The organism is Streptomyces sp. NPDC020362 (genome assembly GCF_040642095.1).
Classification (GTDB): domain Bacteria; phylum Actinomycetota; class Actinomycetes; order Streptomycetales; family Streptomycetaceae; genus Streptomyces.
In genome coordinates, this window is record NZ_JBFAET010000234.1 from 1 (window position 1) to 12477 (window position 12477).

The following is a 12477-nucleotide window of genomic DNA, read 5'->3' on the forward strand; positions in this document are numbered from 1 at the left end:
CGGCAGGAGGGATACCGCCCCGCACGCGCGCGTGCGGAGTTCGCGCAGGCCCGCGAGGCCGCCGGACAGGGGCCGGCCCCGGCGGTCGCGGTCGTCACCGCCGGCCTGGAGCTGGACTTCTCCCTCCCCCTGTTCACCTCGCCCCTGGTGCCCACGGTGATCCTGACCGGCGCCGCCGCGGCTCCGGACCGGGTCGCCGCCGCCGAGAAGGCCGGTGCCCGGGTGGTCGTCGCCGGGGACGGCATGGGGGTCGACCCCGCGCGCGCGGTGCGTGCGCTGGCCGGTCTCGGTCACACCCGGCAGCTCACCGAGGGCGGGCCCAGGCTGCTCGGCCAGCTGGTGGCGGCGGGCGTGCTGGACGAGCTGTGCCTGACCCTCTCGCCGATGCTGACCGCGGGGGACGCACAGCGCATCGCCGGCGGCCCGTCCGTCGCCGTTCCGCGCCGTTTCGAGCTGGTGTCCCTGCTGGAGGAGGACGGATATCTGTTCAGTCGCTACCGTCGGTCATGAAATCATCGGAATCTACCATTCCGTTTAGCTTCCGGCGGGCACACTAAGTCCGGCACTACCCGTGCGATCACGGGGCAGGATGGTTTCCGCAGGGCCCTGCCGGGCCCACGGAGGAGAGAGGCGCCTGGTGTTCACAAGCGTTCTGATGATCGAGAAGGCCCTGACGTCCGCCGACGTGGAGTTCGTCACCACCTTGCACGGGGACGAACCGGTCTCCTTCCATGTGCTGCTCCAGCCGCGCGGCGACCAGGCGGACCGCCTGCTGCGGGCCATCGACGACATCGCGCTCGGGGAACTGGACGAGGCGGTTCGTGAGGGTGCGACGCCCGAGGGTGATGAGGCCAGGAGCGTGGGACAGCAGGCGCTCGATGTGTCCCTGACGGCCCTGCGGGCCGCCGGCAGCGAGGCCGAGGGGCGGCTGGTCGAGGATCATCCGCTGGATGCGCTGAAGTCCCTGGTCGCCGAGGTCGGTGCCGATGAGGTGATCGTGCTGACCGATCCTCACTACGTGGAGGAGTTCTTCCACCGGGACTGGGCTTCCCGAGCTCGGCACAAGGTGGGCGTGCCGGTGCTGAAGCTGTTCTCGCACAGCAAGGCGTAAGCGCTCCGCCGGGTTCACCGGTGAGCGCCGTTCGGGGTGCGGTGCGATGGCGGGTGCAGGTGTGCCGTGGCCGCTCGCGCAGTTCCCCGCGCCCCCTGGCCGGACCGGTGGAGCCCATTGCAGGGTGACCCGTGTTCCACCGCATAGGCTAGGGCTGCTCTAGCTCGTACGGATCTTATGGAGAGACGCATGGCACCCGGACTTCCCACCGCCATGGACCGACCGCACTTCATCGGCATCGGCGGCGCCGGGATGTCGGGGATCGCCAAGATTCTTGCGCAGCGTGGGGCCGAGGTGGCCGGCAGTGATGCCAAGGAGTCGGCGACCGCCGAGGCGCTGCGGGCGCTGGGCGCGACGGTGCACATCGGGCATGCCGCCGCGCACCTCGCCGACGACGCGAGCTGTGTCGTCGTCTCGTCGGCGATCCGCAAGGACAACCCGGAGCTGGCCCGCGCCGCCGAGCTGGGCATTCCGGTGGTGCACCGGTCCGACGCGCTCGCCGCGCTGATGGAGGGCCTGCGGCCGATCGCCGTGGCCGGTACCCACGGCAAGACCACCACCACCTCCATGCTGGCCGTCTCGCTCTCCGCGCTGGGACGTGAGCCGTCGTACGCCATCGGCGGCGACCTGGACGAGCCCGGCTCGAACGCGCTGCACGGCGACGGCGACATCTTCGTGGCCGAGGCCGACGAGTCGGACCGCAGCTTCCACAAGTACGCGCCCGAGGTCGCCATCGTCCTCAACGTCGAGCTGGACCACCACGCCAACTACGCCTCGATGGACGAGATCTACGAGTCCTTCGAGACCTTCGCCGGGAAGATCGTGCCCGGCGGCACACTGGTGATCTCCGCCGACCACGAGGGAGCACGGGAGCTGACCCGGCGGCTGGCCGGGTCGGTGCGGACCGTGACGTACGGCGAGGCCGAGGACGCCGACGTGCGGGTCCTGGCCGTCGTACCGCAGGGGCTGAAGAGCCGGGTCACCGCGGTGCTGGACGGGCAGGAGCTGACCTTCACGGTCTCCGTGCCCGGCCGTCACTACGCGCTCAACGCCGTCGCCGCGCTGGCCGCCGGTGCCGCCCTCGGCGTCCCCGCCGCCGAGCTGGCGCCCGCGCTGGCCGCCTACACCGGCGTCAAGCGGCGTCTGCAGCTCAAGGGCGAGGCGGCCGGGGTGCAGGTGATCGACTCCTACGCCCACCACCCCACCGAGATGACCGCCGACCTGGACGCCATGCGCGCCGCCGCCGGTGACTCCCGGATCCTGGTCGTCTTCCAGCCGCACCTCTTCTCCCGCACCCAGGAGCTGGGCAAGGAGATGGGCCAGTCGCTGACCCTCGCCGACGCCTCCGTCGTGCTCGACATCTACCCGGCCCGCGAGGACCCGATCCCCGGGGTGACCAGCGAGCTGATCATCGAGGCCGCGCGTGCGGCGGGCGCCGACGTCACCGCCGTCCACGACAAGACGGAGATCCCGGCGGTGATCGCGGGAATGGCGAAGCCCGGTGATCTCGTTCTCACCATGGGCGCGGGCGACGTGACCGACCTGGGCCCGCAGATCCTGGACCGTCTGTCGCAGCAGTAGAGGGGCTGAGGCTCATGTCGTACGACGTAGAGAAGCCGGACGAGCAGTGGCGCGCGGAGCTGACCCCGGCCGAGTACGCCGTGCTGCGCCAGGCCGCCACCGAGCCGGCCTTCACCGGTGAGTACACGGACAGCAAGACCAAGGGCGTCTACTCCTGCCGGGCCTGCGGGGCCGAGCTGTTCACCTCCACGACCAAGTTCGCGTCGCACTGCGGCTGGCCTTCCTTCTACGACCCGAAGGACACCGACGCGGTGGAGCTGGTCGAGGACCGCTCGCACGGCATGGTCCGCACCGAGGTCCGCTGTGCCCGGTGCGGCTCCCACCTCGGCCATGTCTTCGCGGGCGAGGGCTACCCGACCCCCACCGACCAGCGGTACTGCATCAACAGCATCTCGCTGCGGCTGGAGCCGGACGAGGCCTGAAACCGGCGGGGCCCAAGGGGCGGCCGGGACGCCCGAGACCGGTGCCCGGCCCGCTCCGGTTTGAGATTCTGTGAGGGTGATGGGTGTCGCGCGCTGGATCCAGGCCCGTCGCAGGCCCACGCCTCCCTACGGCCACCGTCGGGACCACGGGGCCGGCGAGCCGGAGAGCGACGCGAGGCGACTGCAGGCGCTGCGGGCCGCCGCAGCCGGGATCGGCACCACCCTCGACGAGGAGACGACCTGCGCCGAGCTGACCCGGGCGGCCGTACGGCTGACCGGCGGCGGGGCCGCGATCATGCGACGGATCGGGAAGTCCGTCTCCGGGTACCGGATGACCGCCGGGGAGGCAGACCTGCTGCCCGACACCCGGTGGGCCATGGCCGTGGCCCGGGACGTGGGCACTCCGGCGGCCGACCGGCAGCCGGACCCCTGGATCGTGCAGCCGCCCGGCATCCGTGGCCTGCCCGCGCTCTGCGTGCCCCTGACCAGCGGCAGCGACCAGTACGGTGTCCTGGTCTCGGCGCGGTACGGAGCGCCGTACACCCGCTCGGAGGCCGAGCAGCTCACTCTCCTCGCCGAACGCGCCGCCTCCCACATCCGGCACGCCCGCGCCTACGACCAGGTCAGCCGGACGGCCGGTGACCTGCAGCGCGCGCTGCTCGCGGAGCCCGGCCGCCCGCACCCGAACCTGGACGTCGCCATCCGGTACCTGCCGGCCGGCAGCAGCCGGGTACTGGTCGGCGGCGACTGGTGCGAGACCGTACGGCTCCATTTCGGCCGCACCCTGCTGGTCGTCGGCGATGTGATGGGGCACGGCCTGGAGGCCGCCGTCGACATGAGCGCCTACCGTTCCTCGCTGCGCTACATCGCCTCCTCCGACCTGCCTCCGCACCGGGTGCTGCGGCAGATGGACGACATCTCCTCCGGCGAGGCCGACCGCAGGCCCGCCACCTGTCTGCTCGCGCGGATCGACCCCGGCCGGGGGCAGGTCACGCTGGCCAGCGCCGGACATCTGCCGCCCGTGCTCATCAGCGGGGAGGGCCTGGCCACGCCGTTGCCCGTGCCCGTCGGGCCGCCGCTCGGCACCGGCTTCGGCGGATACGAGTCGGCCACCCACAAGCTGGCCCCCGACGAGACCCTGGTGCTCTTCACCGACGGGCTCGTGGAGCGCCGCGGTGAGGACATCGACCGTTCCATGGCCCGCCTGTCCGCCCTGCGCTTCCACGCCGGCCACGGCGTGGGCGAGGTTCTGGACACCATCCTGACCTCCTTGGACGCGCGTCACGCGGAGGACGACGTGGCGGTCCTCGCGGCACGGCCGCACCCGCGGCAGGCGGCCGCGGAGATGCTGGACGGCGTCGAGGTGACGGGGTGACCCCGCGCACGCCGACGGCTTGACCGTGCCCGTGTCGACGCCGGGCGCCGGGTGATGCGGACGGCGGGGGTGCCGGTGGCCGCCTGACGCCGCGGCGCGCGGAGGGGAGTCGGACACCTCGCAGGTCGGGCGCGGCCGGGTGTCACCGGGCCGCCGGTCACTGTCCCGCCAAAGTACCGAAACACTCGGCGTCTAGACTCTCCGGGCAACGGTCCAGGCCCCGCCAAAACCGAAGGATACGCGGCGTTTTGATACGGATAGAGTCAGTCACCAAGCGGTACGCGGACGGCACGGTGGCCGTGGACGGGCTGTCGTTGGAGATACCGGACCGCGCGATCACCGTCCTCGTCGGTCCCTCCGGCTGCGGCAAGACGACGACCCTGCGGATGATCAACCGGATGGTGGAGCCCAGCGAGGGCAGCATCCTCCTCGACGGCCAGGACATCCGGCAGCAGCCGGTCAACACCCTGCGCCGGTCGATGGGATACGTCATCCAGAACGCCGGTCTCTTCCAGCACCGCACCATCCTCGACAACATCGCCACGGTGCCCCGGCTGCTCGGCTGGAGCAAGCAGAAGGCACGGGCGCGGGCGGCGGAACTGATGGAGCGGGTCGGGCTCGACACCTCGCTCGCCAAGCGGTACCCCTACCAGCTCTCCGGCGGCCAGCAGCAGCGCGTCGGCGTGGCCCGCGCGCTCGCCGCGGACCCGCCGGTGCTCCTGATGGACGAGCCCTTCTCCGCCGTCGACCCGGTCGTGCGCAAGGGCCTGCAGGACGAACTCCTGCGCATCCAGGACGAGCTGGGCAAGACCATCGTCTTCGTCACCCACGACATCGACGAGGCCATCAAGCTGGGCACGACGGTCGCCGTGCTGCGCACCGGCGGCAGGCTCGCCCAGTTCGCCCCGCCGGCCGAACTGCTCAGTGCGCCCGCCGACCCCTTCGTGGAGGACTTCCTCGGCGCAGACCGGGGCATCAGGCGGCTGTCCTTCTTCTCCTCGGGCGGACTGGAACTGCAGACCGAACCCGTGGTCGCGATCGACGCGGGCGCGGAGAAGCTCGCCGCCCGGAGCGAGGCCCCGTACCTGCTGGTGACGGACACCGACGGCAGGCCGCTCGGCTGGGGTGCGCCGGACGACCTCACCGCCGGGGAGATCGACCCGGGCCGACTGCTGCCGTACGGGCGGCCGTTCGAGCCCGGCAGGGACTCGCTGCGCACCGCGCTCGACGGTGCCGTCCTGTCGCCCACCGGCTGGGCCGTGGCCGTGGACGAGGAGGGTCGCGCCGTCGGTGTCGTCTCCCAGCAGGTGATCGGCGAGGCGATCCGCACCGCCCACGCCGAGGGCGCCCGCCAGGATGCGAAGGCCGCCCGATGAGCGGCTTCTTCGACATCCCGAGCGACCTCCAGCACGGCTACTTCGGGCTGATCGGCCTGCACTTGAGGGAGGCGCTGATCCCGGTCCTGGCCGGGCTGCTCGTCTCCCTTCCGGTGGCCCAGCTGTGCGTACGGTTCCGCTGGCTGTATCTGCCGGTGTTCGGTGTGACCACCGTGCTGTACGCCATCCCGTCCCTGGCCTTCTTCGTCGTGCTCATCGACTACACCGGCATGACCGAGACGACGGTGATGATCCCGCTCGCGGTGTACAGCCTGGTGGTGCTGGTCCCCGCGATCGTGGACGGCGTCCGCTCGGTGCCGCCGGAGACCCTCGCCGCCGCCACGGCCATGGGCCTCGGACCCGTACGGCGCTATCTCCAGGTGCAGTTGCCCATCGCGGTGCCGGCGATCTTCGCGGGCCTGCGGGTGGCGACCGTGTCGAGCATCTCCCTGGTCAGCGTCGGCATGCTCATCGGCAACCAGGGCGCGCTCGGCAACCTGCTCAACGACGCGCAGATCTACCACCGGCCCGAACTCGCCGTGAACTCCGTGGTGACCACCGCGGTCCTGGCGATCCTCGTCGATGCCCTGCTGGTCCTCGTCCGTGTCCTGCTGACCCCCTGGATGCCACGGAAGGGCGCCGCCCGGTGAACGTACTCCACTTCGTCCAGGCCTTCTTCAGCGACGGCGCGCACTGGCACGGCCAGGACGGCATCCCCACCCGCGTCACCGAGCACATCCGCTACTCCCTGGAGGCCCTCGCCGTCGCCGCCGCGATCGGACTGCCCGTCGGCCTGGTCACCGGTCACTACGGCCGCGGCGGCAACGCCCTTGCGCTCATCGCCACCGCTGCCCGCGCGCTGCCCAGCTTCGGCCTGCTGGTGCTGATGTTCACCTGGCTCGGATTCGGGCAATTGCCGGTGATGATCCCGCTGGTCGCGCTCGCCGTACCACCGATCCTGGTCACCTCCTACGAGGCGATCCGCTCCCTGGACCCGTCCCCGGTGGACGCCGCACGGGGCATGGGGATGTCCGAGCCGCGGGTGCTGGTGCAGGTGGAACTCCCGGTCGCGCTCCCGCTGGTGCTCAGCGGGCTGCGCACGGCGGCCATCCAGATCGTCTCCACCGCCACCATCGCCGCCTACGTGAGCTTCGGCGGCCTCGGCCGCTACATCATCGACGGCCTCTACCAGAAGAACTACGAGAAGGTCGTCGGCGGCGCCACCCTGGTCGCCGGGCTGGCGCTCGCGACCCTCGCGGTGTTCTGGGCCGTGTCCCGGATCGCGGTCTCGCCGGGCGTGCGTCGCAGTACCTGAGCGCTCAGCCCTCGGTGCGGGCCAGCGCCAGTTCGAGGACGACGAGCAGCGCGTCCCGCACCGAGCCGCGCTCCCGGGCGTCGAACACCACGACCGGGACGCCCTCGGAGACGTCGAGGGCCCAGCGGACCTCCTCCAGCGAGTGCTCCACCTGGCCGTCGAAGGCGTTGACCGCCACCGCGAACGGGATGCCCTTGTGCTCGAAGTAGTCGACGGCCGCGTAGCAGTCGTCCAGGCGGCGGGTGTCGACGATGACCAGGCCGCCGACCGCGCCCTCCACGATGTCGTCCCACATGAACCCGAACCGCTCCTGCCCGGGCGTGCCGAACAGGTACAGCTTCAGCGTCGGGTCGATGGTGATGCACCCGAAGTCCATCGCCACCGTGGTGGTGGTCTTGCACGGGGTGTGCGTGAGGTCGTCCACGCCCGCCGCGACCTCGGTGATCGAGGCCTCGGTGGTCAGCGGCTCGATCTCCGAGATCGAGCCGACGGCGGTGGTCTTGCCCACGCCGAAGCCACCCGCGATCACCATCTTGACCGGCAGCGGCGGCCGCACGGCGGAGGGTGCGGCCGCGCCCCCGGCCAGCGGTTCAGTCGGTGTCACTCGGTACCCCTCGGGAGTCGGGAATGGCCCGCAGGCCGTCGATGACCCTGCGCAGGACGGAGGCGTCGTGGGTGGCTTCGGTATCGGGCAGGTGGACCGCCAGCTGCCCCGCCTCGCACAGGTCTTCGGCCAGCACACGGACCACGTTGAGGTGCAGCCGCAGCCGGGCCGCGAGTTCCGCGACGGACTGCGGCAGCCGGCAGGCGGCGACGATGTCGTACTGCTCGAAGGAGAGCCGGCCGAGCGCGTCGAGACCGGCGGTGGTGGCCACCACCTGGGTCTCCACGGGCAGGGACCGGCCGGGTGCGGCGTCCGCCACCCGGCCGGCGGTGACCAGGAACGGCCGTACGGCGGGGGCGGGTCCGACCGGGGCCGGGTCCGGTGTGCCGTCCGCCATGGCAGTCAGCTCTTCCTCTCCGGGCGGGCGCCTCAGCCGGCGGCGCCGACGCTGTTCTTCAGCTCCATGACGAGCTGCGGGCTGAGGGCGGCACCGGCGCGGTTGGCGAACACCGTCATCTCGTACGCGATGTTGCCGAGCTTGGCGTCCTTGTCGGCGACCACGCCGAGGACGGCGCCGCTGCCGATCGCGGAGACGATGACATGACCGCCCTCCAGGTCGATGATGACCTTGTTCAGGCCGCCCAGACCGTAGTTGCCGGAGGCGCCGGCGGCCAGGCTCGTGATGCCCGAGACGATCGCGGCGAGCCGCTCCGAGTGGGCGCGCTCACGCAGTTCGGACACGGCGATCAGCAGGCCGTCGGAGGAGACGGCGATCGCGTCGACGACGCCCGCGGTCTCGGTGGCGAATCGCTTCAGCAGCCAGGTGAAGTCGGCTGCGGCTGCCTGCAGGTCGGTCGGCGTGGTGCCGCCCGTCGGGGTGTCACCTGTCGACGTGCTCACTGCTCGGCTCCTTCCGGAAGGTGGCTCTGGTCGTGCGGCGGGGTCGGCGTGGGGGAAAGGGCGGGGTCGTTCTCGGGGTGGGGCAGCGCGTGGCTGCCGGTCTCGCAGTCCTGGCGGGCGCGTTCCACCGCCGCCTCGAACTCCTCCAGTGCGCTGCGCTCGGCCTCCGCGTCCCGGGGGCGGGCCGCCTGCGGCACGGCCTGGGCCACAGCGGCGGTGGTACGGAGCGTGGCGCCGCGGACCCGGCGGCGCAGGGGGCGGGCGCTGCCGGAGGGCACGGGCTGCGGCTGCTCCTCGGGGGTGGCGGCCCCGCGGTTCGCCTGCTCCTCGGGGGTGGCGGCCCCGCGGTTCGCCGGCCGGCGGGGCAGGGAACCGGCGTCGGAGTCGGTCTTCTCCCCGGTCGAGCCGGACGGCACGGGACCCGAGGGAGCGTCCGCGTCCGCCGTTGCCACGGCGACCGGTTCCGCCACCGGGCTCGGCGTCAGCAGCAGAGCGGCCGGCAGGGTCACCTCGGCCGTCACACCGCCGCCCGGCGTGCGGGTCAGTTCGACTCCGATCTCCCAGCGGCGGGCCAGCGCGCCGACCACGAACAGGCCCAGCACCTTCGTCGGTACCAGGTCCAGGCGTTCGCGGCGGATCAGGCGGGCGTTCTCCTCGGCGATCCGCTCGGCGCTCATGCCGAGGCCGTGATCGGTGACGACGACATGCGCGCCGTCGGCGCCGGAGCGGACGGTCACCTCGACGGGGCTGCCCTCGGGCGAGAACGACACCGCGTTCTCCAGGAGTTCGGCCGCCATCAGGGTGAGGTCGCCGATGATGTCCGGCTCGACCAACGCGTCCGAGGCGGAGTACAGCCGCACCCGCTGGTAGCCCTCGATCTGCCCGAGCGCGGCCCGCACGATGTTGGACAGCGCCATGGGCCCGTCGTCCAGCCCCGTCTCCCGGATGCCCGCGAGCAGCATCAGGCTGTCGGCGTTGCGGCGCAGGCGTACGGCGATGTGGTCGATGGAGTAGAGGCGCTCCAGCAGCGCCGGGTCGGTCTCGCCGCGCTCCACGGAGTCGATGAGTGCGAGCTGGCGCGTGGTCAGGTTGCTGACGCGGCGGCCGACGTTGCCGAACATCTCGGCGGTGTTGCGGCGGCTGAGCACCTGGCGTTCCAGCAGGGCGGCGGCGGTGGTCTGCACCCGGTTGAAGGCCTCGGCGAGGTCGCCGATCTCGTCGCGGGCCGTGACCGGCATGTCCCGCAGCCGGGGCGGCCCGTCGTCCTCGGCGTCGTCGTCGGCCACCCGGGCCAGCTCGCGTCCGGCCACGTCGGCGACCTCCTGCGCGGCTCCGGTCAGCGCCTGCACCGGCCGGACCACCGAGCGGCGCACCAGCACCGCGAGGGCGATCCACAGTGCGAGGCCGATGACCGCGCCCCACAGCAGCAGGCCCGCGCGCCACTTCGCCAAGGACGCGGAGGCGTCGGCGCGGACGGCGATCTGGTCGATCAGCGCGGTGGTGATCTTCAGCCGGGCGGCGGCCTGCTCGGGGTAGGAGGGGTAGTCGTCCAGCGCGGCCCGGACCGAGTGGCGCATCGTCTCCCGGCTGCCCGCCTCCAGTTGGCTGGGGTCGATCTGCAACTCGGCGTAGGCCGCGGCGATCTTCATCTGTGCCGTGGTGTGGTCGAGGCCGGCCAGCTGCCGGGCCTGGCCTTCGGTCGCGAACCTGGAGAAACGATCCGTCTGGTGGGCGTAGAGGTCGTAGGAGCCGACGGCGTTGGTGAACTCGATCAATGCGTTGGTGTCCCCGGTGCTGGCCGAGAACACGCTGGTCTCGAAGGCGCCGTGGGCGGCGTCCGCGCGCAGCAGGGAGTCCAGCAGGTTGCCGGTGAAGGTCGTCGCCAGGGTGGTGTTGCGGTCGAGCCCGAGACCGTCGATCACGCCGCTCGCCGCATCCGTGTACGCGGGGTCGATGTTGTCGGCCGGGAGATAGCCCCGTTCGACGCTCTGGCGCAGGCTGGACAGGGCGTCGGCATCCCCGAGGGCCTGCTTCTCGGCGTCCGGCAGCCGCCCGCCGAAGGTGCCACGCACCTTCTCGACCTGGTCGTCCACCGCCTTCTGCGCCGCGCGGTAGGCGCCGAGCGAGGGCTTGGAGTCGCCGGACTCGCGCCGTGCGGAGAGCAGGATCGCCTGCTGGTGCTCGGCTTCCACACGGTCCGTCAGCCGGGCCACCTGCGCGCTGTCCCGCACGGTCCGGGCCGCCGATGCGGCACTGTCCGACTGCTGGATCAGGTCGGTGACCGGGTACCACAGCAGGACGGCGACGGCGACGAGCGGGATGCCGACGATCAGGTTGAGCTTGCGTCTGAAGGGCCAGCGGTCGGCGAAGCCGCGTACACCACGGTGTACCGGGGCATGCCGGGCGGGCGCGTCCACCGTGTTCGTGGACACCGGGCCTCCTTCGGGGGTGCCTTGTGGCGGAAGCGGGCCCCCTGCACCGCTGTGACCGATTTCAACTGCCGCGAGACTACCGTCTCCTTGAAGCGTCAATGAGCACGGCCTTTATAAAGAACCCGTTACAAAGCGCGGCCAACTGATCGCGGATCGAAGCCAATCGGTGACCTGAATCCACTTGACTGGTCCAGAACTGGCTGGATTGGATCAATGGGTGACTTTCACCAAGCGCATCAGCAGGCCCATCCGGAGGAACCGAGGCGCGGCGGCGGTCGCCCTCGCGGCGGCGACGGCCCTGCTGGCGGGCTGTAACTCCTCCGACGGCAAGGGCAGTGACCCTCTTTCGGACAGCAAGTCCGGCGGCGACGGTGTCGTGGTCGGATCCAACAACTTCGCCGAGAGCATCCTGCTCGCCGACATCTACGGCGAGGCCCTCAAGGCCAAGGGAATCAAGGTCACTTACAAGCCGAACATCGGCAGCCGCGAGACCACGTACGGTCTGCTCAAGAACGGCTCCGTCTCGGTCCTGCCCGAGTACAACGGCGCACTGCTGGCCTATCTCGACCAGAAGGCCGCCCCGAAGACCGTCGAGGAGACCACGTCGGCCATCGAGGCCAAGCTGGACTCCAAGCTGACCCTGCTCAAGCCCTCGCCCGCGCAGAACAAGGACTCGGTCACCCTCAACGCGAGCACCGCGAAGAAGTACCACCTCACCGAGAAGTCCTCCATCGCCGACCTGAAGGACATCGCGAAGGACCTCACCATCGGGGCCTCGCCGGAGTTCCAGACCCGCCGGCAGGGCCTGGCCGGTCTGAAGGACGTGTACGGCCTGGAGTTCAAGTCCTTCAAGGCGCTGGACGCGGGCGGCCCGCTCACCCAGACGGCGCTGACGAAGGACGCCGTGCAGGCGGCGGACATCTTCACCACGGACACGACCATCGCCAAGGAGAAGTTCGTCGTCCTGCAGGACCCGAAGAACCTCTTCGGCTTCGAGAACGTGCAGCCCCTCGTCCACAAGAGCGCCCTGAACAAGAAGGGCGCCGAAGCGCTCGACGCCGTCTCCGCCAAGCTGGACACGGCGACCCTGCTGGACCTGGACACCCAGGTGCAGTCGCAGAACAAGGACCCGCTGGACGTCGCCAAGGCCTGGCTGAAGTCCGCCGCTCTCGACTGACCGACCGCGGCGAGGACGCGACCGTGAACCCCACGGCGAGGACACGACCGTGAACCCCACGGCGAGGACACGACCGTGAACCCCACGAAGCGGGGGGCCCCCGGAGGCCGGGGGGCCCCCGGAGGGGGCCGGGCCCCCCCCGCCCCCCCCCCCCCGCCCCCCCCCCCCCCGGCCGCCGCCCGGG

13 protein-coding genes are annotated in these 12477 nt (G+C 71.5%); 9 read left to right on the forward strand and 4 right to left on the reverse strand.

Annotated features, from left to right (window positions below):
- The 8 genes from AB0H32_RS41995 to AB0H32_RS42030 form a co-directional block, all read left to right on the forward strand.
- Positions 1 to 510: dihydrofolate reductase family protein (locus AB0H32_RS41995; protein WP_361132861.1), on the forward strand; the 510-nt coding region annotated here is incomplete at its 5' end.
- 127 nt (positions 511 to 637) lie between these two features.
- Positions 638 to 1111, forward strand: a complete 474-nt coding sequence (locus AB0H32_RS42000; RefSeq protein WP_361132863.1) for an indole-3-glycerol phosphate synthase — start codon at positions 638 to 640, stop codon at positions 1109 to 1111.
- A 189-nt stretch (positions 1112 to 1300) separates the two neighbouring features.
- Positions 1301 to 2692: a UDP-N-acetylmuramate--L-alanine ligase gene (gene murC, locus AB0H32_RS42005; protein ID WP_361132866.1), complete on the forward strand. Its 1392-nt coding sequence runs from the start codon at positions 1301 to 1303 to the stop codon at positions 2690 to 2692.
- Positions 2693 to 2706: 14 nt separating this feature from the next.
- Positions 2707 to 3114 carry a peptide-methionine (R)-S-oxide reductase MsrB gene (msrB, locus tag AB0H32_RS42010; protein ID WP_361132869.1) on the forward strand — a complete coding sequence of 136 codons (408 nt, stop codon included), beginning with the start codon at positions 2707 to 2709 and terminating at the stop codon, positions 3112 to 3114.
- 79 nt (positions 3115 to 3193) lie between these two features.
- Positions 3194 to 4489 (forward strand): GAF domain-containing SpoIIE family protein phosphatase, encoded by a 1296-nt coding sequence (locus AB0H32_RS42015; protein WP_361132872.1) that lies wholly within the window; start codon positions 3194 to 3196, stop codon positions 4487 to 4489.
- A 248-nt stretch (positions 4490 to 4737) separates the two neighbouring features.
- Positions 4738 to 5865, forward strand: a complete 1128-nt coding sequence (locus AB0H32_RS42020; RefSeq protein ID WP_361132875.1) for an ABC transporter ATP-binding protein — start codon at positions 4738 to 4740, stop codon at positions 5863 to 5865.
- Positions 5862 to 6515, forward strand: coding sequence for an ABC transporter permease subunit (locus tag AB0H32_RS42025; RefSeq protein WP_361132878.1), 654 nt, complete (start codon positions 5862 to 5864; stop codon positions 6513 to 6515). The genes AB0H32_RS42020 and AB0H32_RS42025 overlap by 4 nt, the downstream gene beginning before the upstream one ends.
- Positions 6512 to 7180, forward strand: coding sequence for an ABC transporter permease (locus AB0H32_RS42030; RefSeq protein WP_361132880.1), 669 nt, complete (start codon positions 6512 to 6514; stop codon positions 7178 to 7180). Before AB0H32_RS42025 ends, AB0H32_RS42030 begins: the two co-directional genes overlap by 4 nt.
- Positions 7181 to 7184: 4 nt before the next feature.
- Here the strand turns inward: AB0H32_RS42030 and AB0H32_RS42035 are convergent, their stop codons facing one another.
- Genes AB0H32_RS42035 through AB0H32_RS42050 form a run of 4 tightly spaced genes read right to left on the reverse strand, consistent with a single transcriptional unit; the run spans position 7185 to position 11116 of the window.
- The gene (locus AB0H32_RS42035) at positions 7185 to 7784 is read right to left on the reverse strand and encodes an ATP/GTP-binding protein (protein WP_361132883.1); all 600 of its coding nucleotides are present in this window, start codon (positions 7782 to 7784) and stop codon (positions 7185 to 7187) included.
- A complete protein-coding gene (locus tag AB0H32_RS42040; RefSeq protein ID WP_361132886.1) occupies positions 7771 to 8181 on the reverse strand; it encodes a DUF742 domain-containing protein in 411 nt (136 codons plus the stop codon). Before AB0H32_RS42040 ends, AB0H32_RS42035 begins: the two co-directional genes overlap by 14 nt.
- 32 nt (positions 8182 to 8213) lie before the next feature.
- Positions 8214 to 8684 carry a roadblock/LC7 domain-containing protein gene (locus tag AB0H32_RS42045; RefSeq protein ID WP_361132889.1) on the reverse strand — a complete coding sequence of 157 codons (471 nt, stop codon included), beginning with the start codon at positions 8682 to 8684 and terminating at the stop codon, positions 8214 to 8216.
- Positions 8681 to 11116 (reverse strand): ATP-binding protein, encoded by a 2436-nt coding sequence (locus tag AB0H32_RS42050; protein ID WP_361132892.1) that lies wholly within the window; start codon positions 11114 to 11116, stop codon positions 8681 to 8683. The genes AB0H32_RS42045 and AB0H32_RS42050 overlap by 4 nt, the downstream gene beginning before the upstream one ends.
- Positions 11117 to 11333: 217 nt before the next feature.
- Here AB0H32_RS42050 and AB0H32_RS42055 point away from each other — a divergent pair, with 217 nt between their 5' ends.
- Positions 11334 to 12293 carry an ABC transporter substrate-binding protein gene (locus tag AB0H32_RS42055; RefSeq protein WP_361132895.1) on the forward strand — a complete coding sequence of 320 codons (960 nt, stop codon included), beginning with the start codon at positions 11334 to 11336 and terminating at the stop codon, positions 12291 to 12293.
- Positions 12294 to 12477: the final 184 nt, after the last annotated feature.